15 protein-coding genes are annotated in these 25379 nt (G+C 33.0%); 6 read left to right on the plus strand and 9 right to left on the minus strand.

What is annotated here, in order from left to right:
* The first annotated feature begins 38 nt into the window (after positions 1-38).
* The gene (locus ACFQ1R_RS08405) at positions 39-1034 is read left to right on the plus strand and encodes an alpha/beta hydrolase fold domain-containing protein (protein ID WP_379925709.1); all 996 of its coding nucleotides are present in this window, start codon (positions 39-41) and stop codon (positions 1032-1034) included.
* A 12-nt stretch (positions 1035-1046) separates the two neighbouring features.
* Entirely contained in the window at positions 1047-2018 is a 972-nt protein-coding gene (locus ACFQ1R_RS08410; protein WP_379925710.1) for a pectinesterase family protein, read from the plus strand.
* An 82-nt stretch (positions 2019-2100) separates the two neighbouring features.
* On the opposite strand, the gene pelA is transcribed toward ACFQ1R_RS08410, so the two are convergent.
* The 9 genes from pelA to ACFQ1R_RS08455 form a co-directional block, all read right to left on the minus strand.
* On the minus strand, positions 2101-3216 hold the full coding sequence (gene pelA, locus ACFQ1R_RS08415) for a pectate lyase (protein ID WP_379925711.1): 1116 nt from the start codon (positions 3214-3216) through the stop codon (positions 2101-2103).
* A gap of 42 nt (positions 3217-3258) precedes the next feature.
* Positions 3259-3726, minus strand: coding sequence for an Ig-like domain-containing protein (locus tag ACFQ1R_RS08420; protein WP_379925712.1), 468 nt, complete (start codon positions 3724-3726; stop codon positions 3259-3261).
* Positions 3727-3893: 167 nt separating this feature from the next.
* Positions 3894-6050, minus strand: a complete 2157-nt coding sequence (locus tag ACFQ1R_RS08425; protein WP_379925713.1) for a hypothetical protein — start codon at positions 6048-6050, stop codon at positions 3894-3896.
* 26 nt (positions 6051-6076) lie between these two features.
* Positions 6077-7675, minus strand: coding sequence for a family 43 glycosylhydrolase (locus ACFQ1R_RS08430; RefSeq protein WP_379925714.1), 1599 nt, complete (start codon positions 7673-7675; stop codon positions 6077-6079).
* A gap of 42 nt (positions 7676-7717) precedes the next feature.
* A complete protein-coding gene (locus ACFQ1R_RS08435) occupies positions 7718-8791 on the minus strand; it encodes a glycoside hydrolase family protein (RefSeq protein WP_379925715.1) in 1074 nt (357 codons plus the stop codon).
* On the minus strand, positions 8792-12205 hold the full coding sequence (locus tag ACFQ1R_RS08440; RefSeq protein WP_379925716.1) for a DUF4450 domain-containing protein: 3414 nt from the start codon (positions 12203-12205) through the stop codon (positions 8792-8794).
* Between the two features lie 23 nt (positions 12206-12228).
* A complete protein-coding gene (locus tag ACFQ1R_RS08445; protein ID WP_379925717.1) occupies positions 12229-13590 on the minus strand; it encodes a glycoside hydrolase family 88/105 protein in 1362 nt (453 codons plus the stop codon).
* A gap of 24 nt (positions 13591-13614) precedes the next feature.
* A complete protein-coding gene (locus tag ACFQ1R_RS08450; RefSeq protein WP_379925718.1) occupies positions 13615-14901 on the minus strand; it encodes a DUF4861 domain-containing protein in 1287 nt (428 codons plus the stop codon).
* A 10-nt stretch (positions 14902-14911) separates the two neighbouring features.
* Complete coding sequence (locus tag ACFQ1R_RS08455) at positions 14912-16366, minus strand: glycoside hydrolase family 28 protein (RefSeq protein ID WP_379925719.1); 1455 nt, start codon at positions 16364-16366, stop codon at positions 14912-14914.
* A 290-nt stretch (positions 16367-16656) separates the two neighbouring features.
* Between ACFQ1R_RS08455 and ACFQ1R_RS08460 the strand changes: the two genes are divergently transcribed.
* The 4 genes from ACFQ1R_RS08460 (at position 16657) to ACFQ1R_RS08475 (ending at position 25372) form a co-directional block, all read left to right on the plus strand.
* Complete coding sequence (locus ACFQ1R_RS08460) at positions 16657-17703, plus strand: GntR family transcriptional regulator (RefSeq protein ID WP_379925720.1); 1047 nt, start codon at positions 16657-16659, stop codon at positions 17701-17703.
* Positions 17704-17794: 91 nt separating this feature from the next.
* Positions 17795-19090 (plus strand): rhamnogalacturonan acetylesterase, encoded by a 1296-nt coding sequence (locus ACFQ1R_RS08465; RefSeq protein WP_379925721.1) that lies wholly within the window; start codon positions 17795-17797, stop codon positions 19088-19090.
* A gap of 6 nt (positions 19091-19096) precedes the next feature.
* Positions 19097-21949, plus strand: coding sequence for a glycoside hydrolase family 2 TIM barrel-domain containing protein (locus ACFQ1R_RS08470; RefSeq protein WP_379925722.1), 2853 nt, complete (start codon positions 19097-19099; stop codon positions 21947-21949).
* A 354-nt stretch (positions 21950-22303) separates the two neighbouring features.
* Positions 22304-25372, plus strand: coding sequence for a SusC/RagA family TonB-linked outer membrane protein (locus tag ACFQ1R_RS08475; protein WP_379925724.1), 3069 nt, complete (start codon positions 22304-22306; stop codon positions 25370-25372).
* Positions 25373-25379 lie beyond the last annotated feature (7 nt).

The raw sequence follows: 25379 nt of genomic DNA on the forward strand, positions 1-25379 counted from the left end.
TTTAAAAAATATCCATATCTTTAATCAAGTTTAAAATTATGAAAAACCCTTTTTTAACTATAATAGCTATCTGTTTTTTATGTTTGAATATTTCAACAATTAAAGCTCAAAATAAAAATATCAAAATACCAAAAGACACAACCTATAAAGTAGCTTCTGAATACAAAAAATATTTAAAATATTTCCCTTACATAAAACCTGCAAAAGATTCATTACCTAATAATGTGAATCAATTCCGCGAAGTAGTTTACACCGCATTAAAGAATACCCCTTTTGGTGATAGAGACTTACATGTAGATATTTTTTCACCAAAAAAATCAGGAAAATATCCCGCTTTATTGATGGTACATGGTGGCGGTTGGCGTGCAGGCGATAAATCATTACAAATACCAATGGCTCAAAAACTTGCAGCTAGAGGTTATGTAACAGTTTGTGTAGAATATCAACTTTCAATGGAAGCAAAATATCCTGCGGCTATTTACAATATAAAAAGTGCCATAAGATGGATGCGAGCAAATGCTGATAAATATGGTATAGATGCAAATAAAATTGCTATCTCAGGTTGTTCGGCAGGTGGGCAATTAGCAATGCTTACAGGATTAACTAATGGTATTAAAGATAAAGAAGGTAGCCATGGTAATTTGGATTTTCCCAGCGATATTCAAGCAATAATTGATATTGATGGAGTTGTGAATTTTATGGCTCCAACTTCTTTAAATTTAAACAGAAAACCAAATTCGCCTGATATTGAATGGCTAGGTGGTTCTTTTTATGAAAAACCTGAAATATGGAAAGATGCTTCTAGTATTTATTGGGCTAATGAAAAATCGCCTCCAATTTTATTTTTAAATAGTGGTTTTCCCAGATTTCATGCAGGTCAAGATGAGTTAATTGGCATGATGAACACCTGGGGTATTTACACCGAAGTTCATAAATTTAACGAACAAATCCACACCTTTTGGTTGTTTCATCCATGGGTAAACCAAACAGTTAACTATATAGATAATTTTTTAATTAAAGTTTTAAATAACTAAACCTTAAACTTCATGAAAAAATTAGCAACATTAAAATTTATTTTGCTCCTTATTTTTGCTTCTCCATCAATTCTCGCTCAAACATCAAACCCAGATAAATACAAATATGAATTTACTGTTGCCAAAGATGGTAGCGGCGACTACAAATACATTCAGGATGCTATTGATGACATGCGTGTATTTCCTTTAGCACCCATAACCTTGTACATTAAAAATGGGATTTATACTGAAAAAATTGAATTATCTGAAAACAATACAGATGTTACTTTTGTAGGTGAAAGTGTAGATAAAACCATTATAACTTTCAATGATTATTCTGGAAGAGGGCAGCATATAGGCACTTTTAATTCTCATACCACAAAAATATCTGGAAATAGGTTTAAAGCTGAAAATATCACATTTGAAAATTCGGCAGGCACCGTTGGGCAAGCAGTAGCACTATATGTTGATGCAGACAAAGCTGTTTTTAAAAACTGTAAGTTTCTTGGAAATCAAGACACCATATACCTTGGAGGCGAATATTCCAGACAACTTTTTGAAAATTGCTACATAGAAGGCACTACCGATTTTATTTTTGGTCCTGCAACAGCCGTTTTTAAAGACTGTACCATTCATTGCAAATCCAATTCATATATAACAGCACCTAATACAACAAAAGAAAAGACATTTGGTTTTGTATTTTTAGATTGTAATATAACAACAGCTAACAATGTCACTAAAGTTTTCTTAGGAAGACCATGGCGTTATTGGGGCAAATCTGTATTTATAAAGTGCCATTACCCAAAGCAAATTGCCCCAGAAGGATGGCATAATTGGGGTAATATTGAAAATGAAAAAACAGCTTTTTTTGCAGAATATAATTGTACAGGCGAAGGTTTTAAGCCAACGGAAAGAGTAAAATGGTCTCATCAATTAAATGATAAAGAAGCTGAAAACTACACCTTAGAAACTATTTTCAATTCTTGCAACCCTTGGAAGTTTTAAAGAATATAATACAAAACTATTTTCAAAACAAAAAAGGTGCTTATAAATAAGCACCTTTTTTGTTGACTAACTCAAATAATTATCAAATACCGTTTTTGTTTTTCCAATTTGTATATTCTGAACCAATTAAACTAGCAGGCCAATTACCATACCATGCATAACCATTTCTTCTTTCGTATGATATCTCAGCAATCGTTTTTCTTGGACCACCTCCCTCGGCATCTGCAACTCTACTACAGAAAAATGGCTCATTTGGACCGAATGTACTAAATAATGCCTGACATGTATGTCCTGTATAATTACCCAAAGTGTAAAACCTCGCCCACATCACATTTCCTGGAGAGTCTACCAATACTTTATCATTACCTACATTTTGTAAACTTTTTCCAATAATTTTAACTGATTCAAACCAAGCTACTGCTTTATTAACAGCATCTATTACCTCAGAGGATGGATTATCTAAAGTCATTAATAAACGTACAATACCAACAGATTCAGAACCACTATTTGAAGCCAATTCATAATCTCTTGCATCTGCTGGCAATAAAGTTATAGCATCGTGTTGAGCACACCATGCTGTTTTTGTACCATTAATTACAACTTGAGTATCCAAAATAACTTGAATACCTTTATTAAATGCAGTTTGTCCCTTAGCAACATAACTTTGGTCAATAACATCTAAATTGCTTCTTTTTAAGAAAATATCTCTCATTAAATTCATAACATTTCCCATAGCATTATCGTTATAGGTTATATGACGGCTATAGTTATTTCTTAATGGGTAATACTGAGGCCAACCTCCGTTATTGTATTGCATTTCAAATAGGAAATCTATACCTTTTTTAGCTGCTTCCAAATAAGCTGGGTTCTGAGTCCCTTTATATGCACTTAACAAAGCTCTAATTTCACCAACAGTATGATTGTTATCGATGGTTGTATCTGTATTATTTTTTTCATTATTAGCTCTTGTTATTTCACTGGCTGTTTGTACACGATCGTAACCTGAAAAATCGTTGTAAGGTTCTTTTGGCCAACCTCCATTACTACGTTGCCATAACAACATGTTTTCAGCTTTTAAAACAGTAGCATATACTGGAACTACTCCTGATATGTTTATTTGAAGTTGACCAACCTTCCCACTACCATCTGTAGCTGTTGCTGTAACGGTAATTGTACCATTTAATTTTGGAGTTAACAAACCCGTGGTAGATATTGATGCATATAGTACATCTGAAACTGCCTAAGTAACTGCTTTATTAGTGGCATTAGCTGGTAAAACCTGAGCAGAGAATTGTTTCGGCTGACCGTCGGTAATATCCGTTCCAGTAACTGAAATGCTTTCAACAAATACGGCAGGACCTGTTACACCTGATATTGTAATAACTTTTTCAGCTGAAATTCCAGAATCATCATTAGCCGTTGCTGTTACTGTTACCGTTCCGTTATCCATTGGTGTTAAAAGTCCTGAGGTTGATATAACAGCGACAGACTCATTTGACACACTCCAAGTTACAGTTTTATCTGTAGCGTTATTTGGTAATACAACAACGGCGAGTTGTTTAGCCTTTCCGTCAGAAATATTACTTCCATTAATTATTACATTGTTTATTAAAATAGTCTTAGAGTTTTCTTGTACTGGACTATCGCCACTACAACCGATTAAACCAACTAAAAAAACAAAACTCAATAATGCTTTTAATTTCTTCATAATATATATTCCACTTTATAGTTATTTTTCTGTTTTAAAACAGAAATATGCAATCGATTACACAATATTATATAAATAAACTTATTAATAAAAATTATTTAATATAAAAATATACATTATAGAAATTAATTGATACAAAAAAAGATAATTAGAACACAATTTAAAAATTACGGCATTGATTTTAAGCCTTCCCATTTAACGTTCCATTTTCCATCTTTTGGAAACCCAGGGTTTTTAACTGTGTTACCATCATAACCAGCGCACATAAGTGCTATAGCAGAAAGAATACCGCCATTTCCAGGTAAATACAATGTTAATCTTTCGTTTTGGTAGTTATGCCCTCCGGGTAAATACGTATTTGTTTTTTGGCCTCTTAATAAAGCTTTTATGGCATCATCAGGACGGTTAAGTCTAGTTGCTGTCATAGCTTCCATAGGAAAATCCCATCCCCAAGTATGGTCCCAATGCCAAACTTTATCAACAATATCAAACGTTCTATTCATTACGTTAATATCAACATAATTATTTTGAGGTAATGCGCTTAAAGCACCTAAAACTGCAGGATGATCAATAGTATGCTCGCTTGTTGGTGAATATGAATTTGGTACACTTTCAGCCGCTAAATACACACCATCTTTTTGAGCCATTGGTGACAGTTTATCTATAATTTTTTGCCATTCCGTTTCTGGTTTTAGTCCTAAACGCTCACGCCATTGTTGTGCTGTTTGTAATGCCCATTTCCAATAGGCTAACTCCCAAGGCGAATTAAACGTTTCTAGTTTATCAAAACATTCTTGTGCAGGAATAACACCTTTTCCTAAAATATAACGGTCGTTTTCAACATCATAATTTGGATAGGAAGCCATAAAATCGGCTGTTGAAAATATTAATTTTTGGTACTTTTCTAAGTTCTCTTTTGTTGGATTATTTCTATAAATTAATTCAGCTAAATAAATAACGTGTGGTTGTTGCCATATTAAAAACGACCCAACGTTTGATGGTGCTTCATCAGCTTGATGGTCAGTCATTTTTTGCCAACGCACACCTTTGTAACCTTGTCTTTCGGCTATTAATTTTGCCTTGTCATAGGCATCAAAATACCAACCAATGCTGTTTTCTAATAAATTAGTTCTTCCCCAAAGTGGGTAATGTGCTGCATGCCACCAATACATTTCCATGTGTGGTTTTCCATACCAACTATTATATGTTAAACCCGTTTCTTGAACCGGATAATGGCCAGCACATTGTGAACGGGTTAGGTATTGTGATAGTACAACACGTCTTTCAATTTCAAAAGCTCTTGTATCGGTACATTCTGAAAAATCGACAGCGCCACCAGACATCCAAAATTGCTCCCAACCTTTAATGCTATTTTTTTCAATGTTATTGAACTTTAGTGTTTTTTCATTTCTTTCTTGTGAAAATTCTACAGCAACTTCAACACTATTTTCAGCATTTGGTTGTATTGTAAAATAATGGTCCTTAACTTTTGTAATTATTGCCTCTGTATTTAAACTAGCTTCTACAATATAGTGGTCGCTATCTAAAGTTCTACTGAAAATAAAATGTTTCCCGTATTCTTTATCTACACTAGTTTGATGCATGTCATTATCTTCATAATTGGCACCTCTATCATCAAACTTCATTGTAGGGTATGGAAATCTGAATTTTAACTTTATACGGTTTTCTTTTAGTAATGAAGATTCAATTTTGGCTGCAATAGCATCAAGTTTTGAATCGCCATAAGTAATTACTTTTACAGGAATACCTTCTACTGTAAAATTACTTTCAATTTTTCCAGTCCATAAATTTAATTCTTGGTTAATATCTTTTATATCGTTAGGTGTTGCAATGCTACCATCTTTCTTTAAAATTTCTAAACCTATATTTCCTAACTGCAAACGGTGTGGGTTAGCTCTAAAATAATCGGCTGCATCATTTTTCCGCTTGTCTTCTCTATTTTGAATGGCATACAAACTATTTGGGTTTCCATTAAAATCATAGCCTTTTAGTGTTTCACTAAATTCATAATTTTCTTGATTTAATGATGTATGCCAACCCCATTCAGACTGTGTTCCTAAAGGCACACCTTTTTCATAAAACTCTGGAAATGACTGCAAACCAGTAGCATCAACTGTAAAGGAAAATTTACCATTACCAACATTTAATGAGCCTAATGTATCAATTTTGGATATTTTAACATTATGCCTTGTTACCACAGCATTACGGTTAATTTTTTGAGGATTTGTTTGCGCTTTTTCTTTACACGAATACATGCTTAAAACAGCAATAAATACAAGTAAATAAAGGTTCCTTTTTTTCATTTTAATATCTTTTTTATTAGATTGATTTAAAATTTATTTTTGTTTTTCACCAAGCAAACATCATCAATTTGACATGATGCATTTGCTATTCCTTCTGCCATAAAACCAATTTCAACTTTACCATTTAAAACATGAATGTCATTTATTTCTATAGCTGTCCATTGTGCATTTGGTTCAATAATTGGCAAAAAAGTTTGTTTGTTTACACTTTCTGCATACATATTTAATTTAGTAAAGCCTGAAGTATTTTTAATTTTAGCAGATAGTTTATAAAGCCCATCTTCCAATTTTACAAATTGATTAGACTCTATAACTTGATATACTTTTCTTTTGAAATTTATATTATCAGAAATGTTTAGACTTTTTTCACCAACAACTTGTTTTCTATCTTCTTCAGTGTTAAAATAATTTAATACAGGAGATTCATCATCTCCAACAACTATAGTATTACCTTGATAAATTAGCGTTGTCCACCCTTTTAATTGTTCTTGTATAGGTTTTACAGGACTTGGAATGTGCCTTCTATCTGCTTCAAAACTTCCATTTTTAACGTAATCGTTATCCGATGCAACTGCCCAACTTCCAGTAGAAACATCAAAATCCCATGAATTTAGAGAGTTGAAATAAGGGGTTTCTCCATCAAACGTTATTGGAAACCATTGATTGTACCCCAAGCCATTACCTGCAAAATCTGCCCATCTATCACCACAATAAATAACAAGTTCTTGATTACTTCCTTTAATTGAAGTAAAAAAACCCGTTTGTGTAATATGCGCATAATCGTCCATACAGCCAGGTGTGATAAGCATTTTGTTTATTGGTGTATATGGTCCTTTAATTTTGTCTGCCACTAAGTAATAGGCATAAGATGAATCCCAACCATAAAGATTTGATGCAAATAAATAATATTTGCCATTATATTTAAACATACAATTCCCTTCTCTACCAGCACCTCTAAAAACTTCGGTGCAATCAAGCAGATTTACCATGCCTTCTTTTACACCAATTTCTGATATGTAAATTTTATTTCGACCATTTCCGTATGAATATACAAGGTATGAAATACCTGTATCTTCATCCGTAAATACCGTTTGATCTCCCGTATTTGACGTACCGATCATGGCTTTCATGTTTATCCTTTGATGCCACTTAAATGGGCCTATTGGACTATCAGAAACTGTTATTAATACTTGATCATCATGCTGAATAAACATAGCATATTTTTTAAGTACACTAATATAAACTACACCCAATCGTCCCAACCATTTTGTATTACTGTAATGCTTGTTGATTTCCTCTTTTGTTAGTACTGGTTTTTCAGAATCCCAGTTTACTAAATCTGTAGATGTGTAGCAAGTAACTGATAAAAAAGTGGCATTAGGTTGTGTTACAGTTGGGTTATTTCTGTATAATTCTGCTTCATTATATTGAACACCATACCAATAGTATTTTCCAATATTTGTATTAGGATCTGTAAATTTAAAAATACCTCCTCCTTGGCTATATATTGGTTCACCGTTTTTAGTATCCCAAAATCTATCGTTTTTAATATTTAATGTTTGTGCTACTAAAGTATAATTAGAACAAAACCATAACAGTACTAAAAATAATATATTTATGTTCATTATTCTTTTCATTTTTAATAGTCTCATCTATTGTTTTAAATTTTAGTTGATTTTAAAAATAAACCCAGAAGCTGTTTCATATTTTCCACCTTGTGAAGCTGTAAACAGATAGGTTGCTTTTCCGTTTTGAAATAACACTTGTGGGCGTTCAGCACGACCGTAACGGTTTAAATGCTTTGGTGGCGGCGGCTGTGTTACATATTTCTCTAATTCTTGATAACCAATTTGTGGTTTAGACCAATGCTTACCATCTTCAGAATCCATATACAAGCCTTTATCAATCCCATAAACTCCTAAATCTCTTGCCAACATTTTGAATTTACCATCATACCAAACAAAAGCATCTTCACATTGTTGATTGTTTCCCATAGCGTGAAAATCAATTACTGGGTTTCCTTCATATTTTAAGTATGGACCATAAAGTGATTTTGCAATGGCTAATCCGTATTTTCTGTTGCCTTTCACTTCAAATTTAGGGTTTACATACCCTTCAGTATCAAACGATTTATAATATAGCCAATACTCGCCATTTGGGTGTTTTAAGAACGATGGATTTGTGGTACAATGATCATCCCATTCACCTTCATTTCCAGGAAACAAAAGTGGTTCATCAGGCCGTTTCCAAGGACCATAAAGCGAATCTGACGTTGCCAATCCTACGCGTTGTGTATTTAATTTTCCGTTGGAATTTCCCATAAAAAATAATGCATATTTTCCATCTACAAAATGAATACTTGGATTATGGCATGTGGTAGCGTCCCAAAAACCTTCTCCTCTAGGTGCCAAAACAGTACTTACATATTGGTAAGGTCCTTCTGGTTTATTTGCAACAGCATGAGCAATTTCTGAGCTGTTGGTCCATCCACTCATACTTTTAGCTTTTGGCCAACGAGAAAAAAACACATGAATTTTGCCGTCAGAACCTTCAATGGGGCTATTGCACCAAACATAATAATCTTCAAACTCTAAAGCGCGACCAACAGGTGATAAACTTTTTTCAAAATCAGACAATGGTAATTGTTGTAAAATATTATTTAAAAAACCACTCGCATTTATGGGTATACATGCGCTTATAGCACCAAGCACTGAAGTTGATATGAAGTCTTTTCTATTCATTTAATCTCTTATTAATGTAACACTCATTAATCCAATAATAACATCATTAGCCATAGCTTTAATTTCCAGTTTTTTAAGGGTTTTATTTTTATTTAACGGCAAATCAAGTATTGTTCCTGCTCCGCCATCAATTCCAAAATCGGTAAAGCCTTTAATGGGAGTGAACTCTTCAAAATCTCTGGTTATGCTACCCGATTTTAAATATACTCTTGGTGGTTTTGGCGCATTGGTTGTAAACGCTAACCCATCAATAAAATAATCTTGTTCTACTGGCCACCAGTTTTCAGGATTTTTAAGCTGAAGTATTTCAGTACTTTCATCTGTGTAAGTTACTATAATTTCACCGTTTACAAACCTGCTTTGCATTGGGTTTGTGGTTCCTGCCAACATAAAATAAGCATGCGATGCGTTTCCTGTAAGTGGTAATTCGATAGCTTTTGGAAAATTATCCCATTGTGAAACGAAAGCAATGTTACTTTTTTCTGGATTAGATGGCGTAATAAAAGGTATGTTTTGCGGACTTACAATCGTATTATTCTCACCAGCCATTTTGCGTAAACCTGAATCGTCTATAATTGGTTTTATAAATGGGTAACACCAGTTGCCAATACCTTGCGTTGGCAGCTGTAAGGTTGGTGATGTGGGTCGTGGACTTAAATATTTTTCTTCAAAAATAGCAGTTAGTTTACAGTTAAAAATAGTTTCTAAGTCAACTTTATCAAAATTTGTATTTAATGGTAATTTTTTATCCCAATTTTGGAATTTAAATTCTGACTCCTTTTCAATAATTTTTATATGAATAGGTTGCCACCACAACATATTTTTTTGTTTTAATTGAATGAAAAAAGTTTTATATCCTTTATCTGAATTGATTATAAAATCAAATTGATTTTTAGTTTTATTTACTTCTAAAACGGAAGCTTGTGGATTGTAAATTTTGATGATTTCAGCTTTAAAAACATTAAACTGTAGTTGTTTATTTTGATTTCCTTCAAACTCAAAAACAGGTAGTTCTAGCTTATTGCCTTTCCATTTTATTTCAATGTCATATTTCTTTTGAAACGGACTTTCTATTATTAATCTCGGGTTTCCAATGGCGGTTTCATCAAGTTTCCAAGTTACTTTTTTGTTGTTTATTTTGACATATTCTACTGCTTCATTTGGAACGTTTACAGAGAAATTAAGATGCATCTGCTTACTGAAATTGGATTCAATAACATAGTTTGAAACGCCATTTTCTTCCGCGAAAGCGATATTAATATCAGGAATATTTAATGATGCATAATTCCAATGTTTAGGGAAACCAGGTTTTATATACAAGGTGTTTTCAATAGCATTTGGTTGAATACCAAACAAACCTTCTACCAACGAACGTGCTGCCATCCCAATAGGGTCGGCAAAATCGCGATACAATTCACCACGGATGGCATCATAATACGATAACTGCTGAAAACTGCCTGGAGATGCACCCAAATACATACTTTCAATTAGCGCACTTTGCCACAATTTAAAGGCTTCTTCACTTCTACCACCTTGCCAATACGCCAAAGTAGCATGTAAATTTTCGGCCAACGCTACATTGTTAACAGACCACGTGTAGGGTTGCCAATTTGAGGTTGACAGTAAGTATAAATCCGATTGAGGTAAACCTTCAGCTTTGACAGGAATATTTGGAATTTCTGTATCTACATACCTTAAAGATTGATATGCTTGAAATGGGTTTGCAATACCTTCGTCTAATGCATGATAAATAGTCCAAATTCCTGGAGTATCATGTACTAATTGGTTTCCTAACAAGTCTTTATATTCTGCAAAAACACCTTTTTCAGAAATCCACAAATTGGTTTCGATGGCCTTTTTTATGTGTTTTGCTTCCTTAATATATGGTTCTGGATTTTCACCCAAAAGTTTAGCAACACTAGCAGCTAATACATTACAGCTATAATTGTAAGCCGACGCATAGGTAACGCCGCCACCCGAATATTGTAAGGCATCGCTTGCCCAAATAGTGGCGTAGGCATCGTAAAGTCCGTCGCCATCGGCATCAAAATTTCGTTTTTCCCAAGCGATATGGTGTTTTATAACTTGCCATAATTGTTTAATAAAATCAACATCACCTGTCCATTGATAATGACGAAGCAGTTGATTAATAAACACCGAATTCATATCATAGTGATGCGCCTTCGTGTTATTATTTGGGTTTCTACTAATATAACCACGACTAAACATGGCGGTTCCTAAAACCTCTTTTTGTCTGGCAAAATTTCTAAACGTATCCAAAACAACCGGACCAGTTTCAGGTTCTAAAACTTGTGAATTGGCGTAACTTTTAAAATGTGTTTCAGCCCTGTCATGCCAACCAAGTGGATTGGCAACATAAGCACCTCGCCATGCATTTAAGTGCATACGCCATGCTATAGAACCATGCAAATACGCTGGATTCTCCCAAATAGCATCACCAGCAATTGCTAATGCACCACCCAAGGTATTTAGATAAGAATCGGGTGTTTTTAAAGAAACTCTTGATGCTAATTGCTTTACTTTTTGAACCGCTTGATTAAATTCTATTTTTAATTGTGATTGGGTAGTTTCAACAATATTATTATTGTTTTCTAGTTTCCAAAACAAAGTATCTTTAGAAAGTAAATCGATTTTACCAATTACAACAGGTAAACTATCAACTTTCGATTTGAACAAGTTATTCGGACTTTTTTCTGAATTAACTTCAACTAATTTTAAATCAGAATTAGGGAAATAACCTGCTATATGTCTATCATTTCCTGTTTTTTGCTTGTTGTTTTCTGAACCAAAATTTAGAAGAAATCCTTCTTTTTGAAGATTATACTCATTGTTAATACAATACTCTGGCTGTAAATAAAAAACCGATTCTGGGTCGGCTCCAATATCACCATCACGACTAAATTTTTTACCACTTGCACCACCATACAACCATATTAAATTAACATTTTCAGGAATGTTTTCGGTTTCAACTTTTAAAATCATAGCTTCATTTTCAGCATGAGCTACAACTTGAATTTTTATGATTCCGTTTTTTAATAATGCATCCCGAATTTCATAAAGCATGATTCCAGGATTGTATCGCGTAGCAATAGAATCGCAGGTGGAAATCCATTTGCTGGTAGTTTGAGTGGCAATTCCTAACGTAAAATTACCACCCATACCTGGCATGTATAAAGCAAATTCTGGTAAATCGCCAGCTTCAACCCTAAACCCTGTATTTGTTCCGTACAAAGCACGATTAAATTTCCTAGAACCGTTTTTTAAAACAAAACTTTCACCATCAGGAACATAATGGATTTTTCGTGGTGTTTTCTCTTGAGAAATTCCTTGAGTTGCAAAAACTAACCATAAACATAAACAAACCGCTTTGATATGTTTTTTAGTTTGATACATGTATTGGCTTATAAATTTTACTATTATTTCTTAGATTTTAACTGTAATGAACTATCGTTTATTTCAAACTCGTTATTCTTCAAAAGGAAAATAACTTCAGCACCAGCCAACATAACTGGACCATACCCATGAGCCGCATAGACGTTGATAGGACGGTAATAATAAAATGCTGGATCGAAACCCATGCCTGTACCTACACAAACATCTTCCACATGTCCTTTTTCGTTTACTTTTGTAGATACAGCGTTCCAAGCAAGCATAACCACAGGTGAATATGCTGCTTTATCAATATAACCTCTGTTAATAGCACGTGCGATAGCATACGTGTAAATTGCAGTAGCTGAAGTTTCTAAATACGTGTCGTTTCTATCAATTAATTGATGCCAAAAACCAGTGCCATCTTGATAGTGAACTAAACCTTTTACATGTAATCGTAATTGATTTAAAACATCATTATAACCTGCGTGATCTTTGGGTAAAACTTCTAGCAATTCTACTAGTGTCATAACTGCCCAACCATTAGCGCGTGCCCAATGAAATTGCGGATGCTCTTCCATAGATTGTACCCAACCATGCATGTATAAATTATTTTGGTTGTTAAACATACGCTCAGAAAATTGTTTAACCTGTTTTACAGCATCATCATAATATTTTACATCGCCAGTAAGTTTTCCCATTTGCGCCAATGCTGGCACACTCATAAATAAATCGTCTAACCATAACGTGTTTGGTTGCGGTCTATTTCTAGCCAACGTACCATCAGGTAAACGGAATTGTTTATTGCTTATAAAGTCCATGAAATTATCAATAAGTGGTCTTAAATCAGCTTTTAAACCAGCTCTTTGAGCTTTAATCATGGCTGCACAAATTGCCCCAGCATCATCTAAAGCATGGGGACGTAATGATTGAATAATTGGTGATGGATACTTTTCATCTTTTTTTAACTTCGCATTATAAAATGGTGCGATATCTGCTATTAACTTTAATCGTTTGTTGGTATAATTTGCATATTTAGAATCACCTGTTGCTTCAGTAGTTAATTGCATACCTGCATAAGTAACACCCCACTCGTAACTTGTTAATCGAAACGCGCCTGGTTCAAAAACTGTGTTTTCATCTAAATTTTTAAGATTTGTTATTTCTTTATTTGTTTTTGAATCTATTAATTTGGATGCTGTTTTACTTTCTAAAAAATTATAAACCCTATTTAAAGTTGCGGTAATAGTTTCTACAGATTGTACACCGTAAGGTGTTGGGTAATCTGGTTGCAACAAATGTAACGGTGCTGTAACATCGTTTTGTGGTTCTTGTGCTGACACATTTGAAGAGAATAACAGCAAGAAAGCAGCAATACTGGTTTTTACTATGAAGATATTTGTTTTCATTTTTAAATTAGTTTAATAGATGGTTTAGTTTTTAATTTCAATATTTATTTCAGTAGCAAGTTGTTTGGCTAGGTTGACTACATAATTTGTAAAATATTCTGAATCTATAAAGTTTTTATCTTCACTTAACTCGCAAGCAGCAATTGCATAATAACTAATAGGTTTATTATTTTCTACTTTAAATTTTGCCAAATACGAATTGGTTAATTGTCCTTCTTTCGGTGCTTCCATAACGCCTTTAAAACTAGTTTTAGGTATAATTAATGCCGTACCCATTACCCATTGCCTTTCGTATGTTAACTTATCATGCTGAATAAGGCAAACCCAATCGCCAACATTAACCGTATTTAAACCTTTTTCATTGTTGATATTAGATAACCCGATTAATAAAGTTTCATTACCCTTAAGTCCACTTAAGCTTACTGTGTTTTTATAACCATACATACCAGGCCAAATTGATGTTGTTTCTTGTGCTTGATACTTATTTCCTGATACTTCCCAATTTTGATATTCATAACTTAATATCGAATTTACTGAACCTTCTGCTGTAACTTTAAATGTTGTTTTTTCTATGTTATTTAATGTATCGTTTGTGGTAATACCAAGTCTTTCAACCTTGTCGTTTATTAGCATTGCAAAACCACCTAATCCTACTGAATTTCCAACAGGAAAAACATCTCTTCCCCAATCGTGCATTACATGGTAATTATCTTCTACACCACCTACGCTGTCAATTCCAACATTTTCTGGTGTTATTGCTGCTGTTTTTTTTGCAAAAACGTCTTTTGCATTTCTACCATCTAAATAATGTCTAAACCCAACTTTATCATTTTCCCATGTTGGCCCATCGGTTTGATAAGGTTGATATCCTAAAGCTTTATGTACTTCGTTTGCTAGTAATAATTCATCGGTAGCTGGTTGAACTGGTGTGTTTTTTGACGAGCGCTTTCCAAATCGAACACTCGTTTTAACCTCGTAGCTTGGTTTTGTATCAATCCATTTTAGTTGAATATTTTTTGTTTCATTAGCTGAAAAATTTATAACAAAAAACAATTCATCCCAATTACCATCGGCATCAATATCATTCATTTGAGATGGAATGGTGTCTGTTCCAATTAAAAGCAATGGAAATTGACTGCTAGAAATTGTATTTGAAAATTGATTCCTTTTTATAACTACGGGTTTATCTGTTAATAAAATATCCGAAGCATTGGTTAAACTAATTATTGTGTCTTGTTTTTGTGTTTTACATGCCATAAGTTGTAATACCACTAAACCTAAAAGCGTACCTAGTTTTATTTTTTTGTTCATTTTATTAAAATTATTTTTTCTCTTGGTAATAAACAGTATCTGGAAAATTAACTTCAGTTGTGTTTTCTAAAGAAACTTTAGAGCCATCTTTTGTAGTTATTTTTACATTATTAAGTTTCCAATTAGCACTATAACTTACTTGTCCTGCCGTTTCAGCTTTAATTTGCACATTGTTTAATGTAATATTATTAATTACAGAATTTTCTAAACCATTTACATTAATAGCTGTTTCTGCTCCTTCAATAGCGACATTATTTATGGTGATATTTCTAAAAGTTGGAATTCCTTTTGAAGCTGGCTCTACTTTATGAAGCATTTTTTTCCAATGTTCAGGAATAGAATCGGCATTAAATTCTTTTGGCAATTCTGAATAACTATAAGCAGGATTCCAATTCATACCTACTTGCATAAAGGTACGTACACTATCCATTTTTATGTTTTCCATATAAATATGCTCTACAACACCACCTCTGTTGGTGGCAGATTTTATATTTAAACCATTTTTTGTACCCAAACCTTGAATGTTTGACACATAAACATAGCGAATACTTCCTGCGGTTTCGCTTCCTAATGTAAACAAACCTGCGCCTTTTCTAGCAATACAATCTTTAATTACTACATATTCGGTTGGTTTATTTACACGTTGCCCATCCCAATCTCTACCAGCTTTTAGGCAAAAATTATCGTCGTTACAATCAATATCACAGTTTTGAACTAAAATCCATTTTGAAGAATCGATATCTATCCCATCGGTACTTGGTCCATGACCGCCAATATTATTTTGTATGACTAAACCATCAACTGTAACATATTCTGAATATAGCACTTGTACCGTCCAAAAACCAGCACGCTGCACCTTCAAATCTTTTACAACAACGTTTTTTGAATTTGAAACTAAAATAGTTCGTGGTCGTTTTGCATCATAATCAACTATCCAGCGCAAACCCCGTGGTTCGTAATCGTTTCTGCGTAAATTCCAATAGTAATCCCAAAACACCTTTCCTTGTCCATCAACAATTCCTTCACCACCAATTACAACATTGTTTTGGTTTTCAACATTTATTAAAGCTGCTGGCCATACCATTTCAATGCCTGCAACACGTGTGTAAATTTCTTTATAATCTTTAATATTTTCACTTCCTTTTAGTACAACACCATTAGGAATTATAAATTGTATGCCTGTTTTTACAAAAACCGAACCCGTTAAATAAACACCTGGTTTAAAAGTTACAATGCCGCCACCTGCTTTTTCGCAAGCATCAATGGTTTTTTGTATAGCTTCAGTATTTACTGTTGTTCCGTCATTTACAGCTCCAAAATCGTTTACAAAATAGGTTTCATTTTTAAAATTGTTCAATGTTGCACCTACTTTATCTACCCATTCTGGTTTGATAACTTTTAACACCTCTTTATTTTGATTAATTGAAGTTTTATGTTCAGCGCAAGCGCAAAATACAAATAACATTAACACATTTAAATACCTCATAATAACTCTTAAAACAAAAAAGTAAATTTAAAATAAAGATTAAGGTAATGTATCCTGTACATACATGATATTACTTGCCAATATTAAAAACCACTAACCACTTGTTATAACTAATATTTAGTAAAAAGTAAAAAATATAAGTAAAATATAGGATTTAACACCTTAAAATTTAGGTTACAGTAATGCTTGACTGATATTTTTATACTAATTTTGCTTAACTCACTTATACCCAAAACATAAACAAAACAGCTTTTACTATTTAAAATTTTATGTCTCAATTAATAGAAATAAAAATTAATGAATCATCGCGTGTTCCAAAATACAAGCAAATTGTAGATTCAATAGTTAATGATATTGCCAAAGGAAAACTAAAAATAGGCGAAAAAATACCTTCAATAAATGAGTTGAGTGAATCTTGCTACCTATCCAGAGATACAGTTGAAAAAGCATACAAACAACTAAAAGAGCAAAAAGTTATTATTTCTGTTAAAGGTAAAGGCTACTACACTTCAAAAACCGATTTGATTTCTAAAATTCAAATTTTTTTCATGATTAATAAGTTAAGCTCTTATAAAATGATGATTTACAACTCGTTTGTTAATAGTGTTGGTATAAATGGGCATGTAACACTATCTATTTATCACTGCGAAGAATCGCTTTTTGCAAGAACCCTAGAAAGAAATCTTGGTGCATTTGATTATTATGTAATAATGCCCCATTTTAAAACCGATGAACTAAATCATATTAGCACAACAGATGTTGTAAAAGATATGATTGAAAAAATTCCGAAAGACAAACTTATTATTTTAGATAATAACAAATTAGATATTAAAGGAAACTATGGTGCCGTTTACCAAGATTTTCAAGATGACATTTATGATGCTTTAAAAAAAGGCTTAGAAAAACTTAAAAACTACGACAAGTTAGTTCTTGTTTATCCATCAAAATCTGTGTACCCATACCCGCTTAGAATTATACATGGCTTTAGAAAATTTTGTTCAAAATATAATTTTGACTTCGAAATTTTAGACCAAGTATATGATGATATGGATCTTGAAAGTAAAGACGCTTATGTAATTATTGAAGAAAACGACTTGGTAAATTTAGTAAGACAAGTACGAAAAAAGAACTTAACCTTAGGTAAAGACATTGGCATAATATCATACAACGACACACCTTTAAAAGATTTATTAGGCATAAACGTTGTTAGTACACATTTTAAAGCAATGGGCGAAACTGCAGCACACATGGTACTAACCAATAAAAAAGAAAAGGTTAAAAATGTGTTTGAGTACATTGAAAGAAACTCCATTTAAAAAACCTTTTAAACTTATAAAACTTTAAAGAAGCATCATAGTACAGGATGCATCTTTATTTTTTTGACGATATTTTAGCTGAAAACATGATATGAAGCAGCTAAGAACAATCATTTTAATCATAATAACCGCTACATGCTTTTTGAATATTAATGCTCAAAACAGCAACTTCTATTTTGGCAAAAAAACAATAAAAAATGATGGTACATTAGTGAAAAACGCCATCAAATATGATGATGAAATAGGTTTTGGGTTTGATTTTCAATCGGCACAAAATGTAAAATTCAACAAAAATTATATTTCAAGTGAAAGCTCCATTTACTTTTCTGTAAAACTTCCCGAAGGAAATTATAAAATTGATGTGGTTTTAGGTGGAAACAAAACATCAAACACTACTATAAAAGCTGAATCAAGACGATTAATGCTTAAAGAATTGAAACTTGACAAAAAAAAGACTTCAAATTATTCCTTTACAGTAAATCTTAGAACTCCAAAAATTGATAATGAGCAACACATAAAAGTTAAAGACCGTGATAAAAACCAACTAAATTGGGATAATAAATTAACTTTAGAATTTGCTGGAAACCCAAATATTCAAAGCATAAAAATAAGTCCTGTTACAAATATTAAAACCATCTTTTTAGCAGGAGATTCTACGGTTACAGATCAAGATGTAGAACCTTGGGCATCTTGGGGGCAATTTATTACCAACTATTTTAATTCGAACATTGTAGTTGCAAATTATGCCGAATCTGGTGCTACGTTAAGTTCCTTTAAAAGCACAAACCGTTTAGATAAAATATTATCTTTAATGAAACCTGATGATTTACTTTTTATAGAATTTGGTCATAACGATGAAAAAATAAAAGGAGAAGGTAATGGTGCTTGGGGATTATACACCAATTCATTAAAAGAATTCATTACAAAATGCAGAGAGAAAGGTGGCATACCTATTTTAGTAACACCAACCCAACGACGTGCTTTTAACACCAATGGCAGTTTAACAGAAACGCATGGCGATTTCCCTGCAGCAATGAGACAAGTAGCCAAAGATTTAAATATACCGTTAATTGACATAACTAAAATGACAACCTATATGTACGAAGCTTGGGGCAATGAACCATCAAGAAAAGCCTTTGTACAATACCCCGCAAACACATTTCCAAATCAAACCGAACCTTTAGAAGACAACACACACTTTAATAGTTTTGGAGCTAATGAAATTGCCAAATGTGTAGTGCAATGTATTAAAGATTTAAATTTAGAGTTAGTAAATTATTTAAGACCAAATCTACCAGAATACAACCCAAAAAAACCAGATATTTTTGCTAATTGGTCGCTACCTATGAGCACTCGATTTGAAATAAAAAAACCAGACGGAAACTAAATCATTATGAAACCAAAACAACTTTTTTCATTTTTCGCTTTTACTTTATTAGGTTACTTAACCACTTTTTCACAAGAAACCGAAAAAATATTTTTATCTGGTAAGGATTTTAAACATCCTGTTTCATGGGATTTTATGTGTACAGATGGCAATAACAGTAAAAAATGGACAACTATAAATGTTCCATCAAACTGGGAGTTAGAAGGTTTTGGAACCTACACCTATGGCAGATGGTATAAAGAGTTAAATGAAAAAGAACCGAGTAAGGAAGAAGGCTTTTACAAATACAAATTCAATGTTCCAGTAAATTATAAAGACAAAAATGTAACCATCATTTTTGGTGGTGCTATGACGGATACCGAAGTAAAAATAAACGGAAAATTAGCTGGCGAAAAACACCAAGGCGGTTTTTACGAATTCATATTTGATATTACGTCGTTACTAAATTATGGTTCAGAAAATGTTTTAGAAGTTCATGTATGGAAACATTCCAGCAACAATACCGTAAATAATGCTGAACGAAAAACCGATTGGTGGTTATTTGGTGGTATTTACCGCCCTGTTTGGTTAGAAGTATCTCCAAAAACATTCATTAAACACGTAGCTGTTGATGCTAAAATGGATGGAACACTTTCTGCCGATTTAGAGCTTGTTAACATACCTAAAAACACTAAAATTGAAGCTAGCATAACACCTATTGGAAGTAATGAAACGTTTGAAACCATAGCTATTCCTGTTGAAAGTAAAACAAGCAAACAAAATATAAAAGCAAAATGGAACAATATAAAAACTTGGGATCCAGAATCGCCCAATATGTACACATTGCATTTATCTCTTAAAAATAATGGTAAAACGCTTCATACATCAAAAACTAAAATAGGCTTCAGAACTATTGAATTTCTTAAAAAAGATGGTATTTATGTGAATGGTAAAAAAATCATCATGAAAGGCATAAACCGACATACCATTTGGCCAGAATCTGGTAGAAGTACTGATAAAGCCATTAGCATATTAGATGTAAATCTACTTAAAGACATGAACATGAATGCCGTTAGAGGGCATTATCCACCAGATACCCATTTTTTAGAAGCTTGCGATTCTTTAGGGTTATTTGTATTAAATGAATTGGCTGGATGGCAAAATGGCTACGATACTAAAACAGGAACAAAATTAATTATGGAAACTGTGCAGCGTGATGTAAATCATCCATCAGTAATCATTTGGGATCATGGCAATGAAGGTGGCTGGAATTATGACATAGACCACGTTTTTCATCAATACGATCCACAAAAACGCATTGTTATTCACCCTTGGTCCGATTTTAATGGTTGGGACACACACCACTACCCTACATACTTAACAGGTATGCACCGTTTTAACAATGGTGAGAATGTATTTTTACCAACCGAATTTATGCATGGTACTTACGATAATGGCATTGGCGCTGGCTTAGACGATTTTTGGACACGTTACAAACAAAGTCCGTTGTTTGCAGGCGGCTTTATGTGGGCAATGCTAGACGAAGCTGTTTTAAGATCAGACTGGACTGGCAAGGAAAAATACGATTCAAAAGGTTCATTGGCTGCTGATGGTGTTTTAGGACCACATCGAGAAAAAGAAGGTAGTTTTTATACGGTAAAAGAAGTTTGGTCGCCCATTCAATTTCAACCTAAAATGGTCACTTCAACATTTGATGGTTCATTTTTTATTTCAAACGATTATATCTACACGAATTTAAACGAATGCAAAATGGAATATCGTGTTTTAAAAATCAACACAAACAGCTTATATACAGATAGTAAAGCCGAAATTATAGATTCAAATAACATAGAAATACCAAACATTGAACCAAATGAAACTAGAAAAATCAAATTTAATTTACCAACTAACTTTTTTGAAGGAGATTATTTAGAAATTACTGCAACTGATAAACATGGAAGAGAAATTTACACTTGGTCATGGCCAATACACAGAGCACCATACTTTGCAGAAAAGCTATTACAAAAAGAAACTTCAAATAAAACGGTATCAATTTCAAAAACAAATGATGCCATTATTTTAACTTCTGAAACCGTTAAAGTAATATTCAGTGCTTCAACTGGAGAAATAACAAGTATAGAAAACAACAAAGGCATTGTTCCATTTAATAATGGTCCAAAACCAGTTGGTATGAAGGCTAAACTTAAAGATATTTCAACAGAACAAAATAAAAATTATGTAGTTTGTAAGTTCAACTATTATGGCGGCATTGATTCCATTACTTGGACACTTTATAATGATGGCAGATTAAAAATGAACGCCATCTTTTTAAAAGATGCTGGCAGAAATGATGGTTTTGATGGAGCTTCATTTGAAGATAAAATAAACCAATTTGGTTTAACTTTCAATTTTCCTGAAGATGGTGTTGAAGGTATGAAATGGTTAGGTAATGGTCCATATCATGTTTGGAAAAACCGCATCAAAGGTACCACGTTCGGACTTTGGGAGAAAGATTACAACACAACTATTACTGGTGAAAGCTTTGAAAATTTAGTATACCCAGAATTTAAAGGCTATCATGCAAACTTTATTGGAGGCAATTTAAAAACCAAAAATGGCAATATAAAATTCTTCAGTGAAAACGATAAGCTGTTTTTAAGATTATTCACTCCAGATTTACCTAAAAATGGATTTCCAGGAACCTATCCTCAACCAGCATTTCCTGAAGGGAATATTTCTTTTATGTATGAAATTCCAGCAATGCGAGCTTTCAAACCCTTAGAACACCAAGGGCCTGAAAGTCAACCTACTAATATTAGAATTAAAAGTGGTGACGATGGAATCCCAATGATATTGTGGTTTGATTTCACAGAAAAATAAGTTTTTTAACATTAAATTTTTTTATTACAAAAACAAACGATGAACTTTTTTATAAAAAGCATGTAAGTACAGGATAGTTTAACAGATAATTAACATTTAATTTGAGCAACAATTTCACCACACTTTTACCAAATTTAAAAACTAAACTACTTTAACTTAAACTAAACGCTTATGAAATAAGCTTACACTAACTCCACAATTCATATTTTCACAATAGACTCTCTATCAGGAAAATACCCAAAAAGTAACAATTAATTTATTTCATTATCTACAAATGTAATGTTTAGGTAATGAATGCTTGTTATTGAAAACAATTAAACTAAACTATTTATTAACAAAAACTAAACTATTTTTATGAAACAATTATTTTTAAAGTATTTATTTATTGTTTCCGTTATTTTTTCTGGGCTTACAGCCAATGCTCAGGAAAAAACCATCAATGGAAATATAAAAGATGCGAATGGCGTGCCTCTACCAGGTGTAAATGTTTTGGTAAAAAACACAACCAGAGGTGCTCAAACCGATTTTGATGGCAATTTCACTATTAATGCTAAAGCCGGTGAAGTTTTAGTAATTTCATTTGTTGGTATGAAAACAAAAGAAGTTGCTATTGATACCAAAGCAACCTATAATATCACTTTATTGGAAGACGCTGCGCAATTAGATGAAGTAGTAGTGGTTGGTTACGGTACGCAAAAGAAATCGGATGTTACTGGAGCTCTTGTAAGTGTAACTGCTGAAGATTTAGCTTCAAGACCTGTAAATAATGCTGTTCAAGCTATGCAAGGTAAAGCTGCTGGTGTTGATATTTCTTCAAACGAGCGTCCTGGAACTGTTGGAACAATTAGAATTCGTGGAACACGTTCTATAACAGCCAATAGTTCTCCATTATATGTAGTAGATGGTATTCCTTTAAATTCAGGAGGTATTGATTTTATTAACCCTAATGATATTGAATCAATAGAAGTTCTTAAAGATGCTTCTGCAACTGCTATTTTTGGATCTCGTGGTGCTAATGGTGTTATTCTTGTATCTACTAAAAAAGGTAAAAATGGTAGATTTAATATAAACTACGATTCTGCAGTAACCACAGAAAGTATCAACGAAAATGCACCTTTAATGAATGCTGCAGATTACATCGAATTACGTCGTTGGGCAAGACACTACTCTAATCCTTCTGCTTTTCCAGCAGGTAATGCACCAACCATCGCTAATGATAGAACCATCTTTTTAGATACTGCCGATCCTACAGCTTGGGCAAACATTGAAAAAGGTTGGGCTACAGGTACTTGGGATGGCTCGAAAGTAAGCACTACTGATTGGACAAAATATGTTACACAAACAGGTATTACACAACAACACACATTAAGTGTTAGTGGTGGTTCTGATAAAATGAAAGCTTACGGTTCTTTTGGGTACATTGATAATACGGGAACTTTAAAAGGGCAAAGCTACAAGCGTTATAATGGTGTTGTAAACGTAGATTTAACTCCAGCAAATTGGTTTTCTATGGGTCTTAATCTTAATACAAGTTATGGATTAAATGAATATGGTTTATCAAACGTTGGTCGTTCTGCTGTAGCATCTTCAGATGGTATTTACTTAACAGCAAGACAAAACCTTCCGTACGCTTTACCTTATGACGCAAATGGTAATAGAATACAAAATCCAGGTGGCGATTCTACAATTAGAAACGTTGCTGAAGAATACAAATATTCACAAGATCAACGTGTAACATTACGTGCATTTGGTAGTTTATATGCACAATTAGATTTAGGTGCAATATTCCCTGCATTAGAAGGTTTAAAATATCGTGTTAATTTTGGACCAGACATTACTTCATACAGAAACGGTGTGTTTTTAGATGGTTTATCATCTGCGCGTTCAGGCACAAGTTTTGCTTCGTTAGCAAAAGATCAAACCATTTCATACACATTAGACAATTTGATTTATTACAACAAAACAATAGGCAAGCATGATTTTGGATTAACTTTATTACAAAGTAAAACGCAATATACCAATGAATCAAGTGCTATGTCTGCACAAGGCATTGCAAATCCTAAAAACAAGTGGAATGCATTAACTACAGCAAACGTAACTTTAGCTAGTTATTCGTCAGATTTTGTTGAATCGGGTTTATTTTCATACATGGGTAGATTGAACTATGGATTTAACGATAAATACCTTTTAACGGCATCACTTCGTTATGATGCTGCTTCTCAATTATCGCCAGGAAATAAAAGTGACTATTTCCCTAGTGCATCTTTAGGATGGCGTTTAGATAAAGAAGATTTTATAAAAAACATTTCTTGGATTAATTCACTAAAATTAAGAGCTGGATATGGAATTACTGGTAGTGCAGCCGTTGATCCTTACGATACTACACCTCCTTTAACACAAGTACTATATTCAACATTTTCAGGAACGGTAAACAATTCAAATTTAGGTAATACAGAACTAGGTTGGGAAAAAACAACTCAATATAACTACGGTATTGATTTTGGTATATTTAAAAATAGAATTTCTGGAAGTCTAGAATATTACACAACAGAAACTAACGATTTATTACTAGACAGAGCTATTCCTAGTGTTTCTGGTTTCTTTAATACCATTGCAAATATTGGAAAAACAAAAGGAAATGGTGTTGAACTAACATTAAACACTGTTAACGTAAAGGCTGGCGATTTTGAGTGGAGCTCTAACTTAAGTGCTTCTTACCAAAAAAGCACCATAGTTGAATTACAAAATGGTAAGTTTGATGACATTAACAACAACCGTTTTATAGGTTATACTCAAGGTGTAATATATGGCTTTGAATCTAATGGGGTTTGGAGACCAGAAGATGCTGCAGAAATGCAAAAATTTAATGATGCTGCTGGAAGTACCATTTTTACATTTGGTAACGCAAGACCAGTAGACCAAAATGGTGATTATAAAATTGACGCGAATAATGATCGTGTAATTATAGGAAGTACTGAACCTAAATTTATTACAGGTTTAACTAATACTTTTAATTACAAAAACATTGAATTATCAATTTTTGTATATGGTCGCATGGGGTATTTATATAACGCAGGTGGTGAAAACTTAAGTGGTAAAACCAGCCAAAGACAACTAGATTATTACACAGATGATAATACAGATGCTGAATACCAAAAACCAATTTTCTCAGCTGGTACTGGCGATTTGTACAACCCTATTTTAGGATACAAAAATGGGTCTTTCTTGAAAATACGTAACATTTCGTTAGGCTATAACTTTAACCAAGATGTTGTTGAAAAAATGGGATTGTCTCGATTAAGATTTTATCTTCAAGCCGCCAACCCTGGTATGATTTTCTCAAAAGTAAGTTGGGTAGATTTAGATACAAGAAGTACTTTTTCTAACAGAGGATTTACTTTAGGATTAAATGTTCAATTTTAAGAAAATT

It is taken from the genome of Mariniflexile jejuense, from assembly GCF_042675665.1.
In the GTDB taxonomy this organism is placed as follows: Bacteria; Bacteroidota; Bacteroidia; order Flavobacteriales; family Flavobacteriaceae; genus Mariniflexile; species Mariniflexile jejuense.

Bases quoted from the DNA above. Each gene is read 5' to 3' on its own strand.
- ACFQ1R_RS08405 (WP_379925709.1), top strand. From the start codon at position 39: ATGAAAAACCCTTTTTTAACTATAATAGCTATCTGTTTTTTATGTTTG.
- ACFQ1R_RS08410 (WP_379925710.1), top strand. From the start codon at position 1,047: ATGAAAAAATTAGCAACATTAAAATTTATTTTGCTCCTTATTTTTGCT.
- ACFQ1R_RS08420 (WP_379925712.1), bottom strand. From the start codon at position 3,726: ATGAAGAAATTAAAAGCATTATTGAGTTTTGTTTTTTTAGTTGGTTTA.
- ACFQ1R_RS08425 (WP_379925713.1), bottom strand. From the start codon at position 6,050: ATGAAAAAAAGGAACCTTTATTTACTTGTATTTATTGCTGTTTTAAGC.
- ACFQ1R_RS08430 (WP_379925714.1), bottom strand. From the start codon at position 7,675: ATGAACATAAATATATTATTTTTAGTACTGTTATGGTTTTGTTCTAAT.
- ACFQ1R_RS08435 (WP_379925715.1), bottom strand. From the start codon at position 8,791: ATGAATAGAAAAGACTTCATATCAACTTCAGTGCTTGGTGCTATAAGC.
- ACFQ1R_RS08440 (WP_379925716.1), bottom strand. From the start codon at position 12,205: ATGTATCAAACTAAAAAACATATCAAAGCGGTTTGTTTATGTTTATGG.
- ACFQ1R_RS08445 (WP_379925717.1), bottom strand. From the start codon at position 13,590: ATGAAAACAAATATCTTCATAGTAAAAACCAGTATTGCTGCTTTCTTG.
- ACFQ1R_RS08450 (WP_379925718.1), bottom strand. From the start codon at position 14,901: ATGAACAAAAAAATAAAACTAGGTACGCTTTTAGGTTTAGTGGTATTA.
- ACFQ1R_RS08455 (WP_379925719.1), bottom strand. From the start codon at position 16,366: ATGTTATTTGTATTTTGCGCTTGCGCTGAACATAAAACTTCAATTAAT.
- ACFQ1R_RS08460 (WP_379925720.1), top strand. From the start codon at position 16,657: ATGTCTCAATTAATAGAAATAAAAATTAATGAATCATCGCGTGTTCCA.
- ACFQ1R_RS08465 (WP_379925721.1), top strand. From the start codon at position 17,795: ATGAAGCAGCTAAGAACAATCATTTTAATCATAATAACCGCTACATGC.
- ACFQ1R_RS08470 (WP_379925722.1), top strand. From the start codon at position 19,097: ATGAAACCAAAACAACTTTTTTCATTTTTCGCTTTTACTTTATTAGGT.
- ACFQ1R_RS08475 (WP_379925724.1), top strand. From the start codon at position 22,304: ATGAAACAATTATTTTTAAAGTATTTATTTATTGTTTCCGTTATTTTT.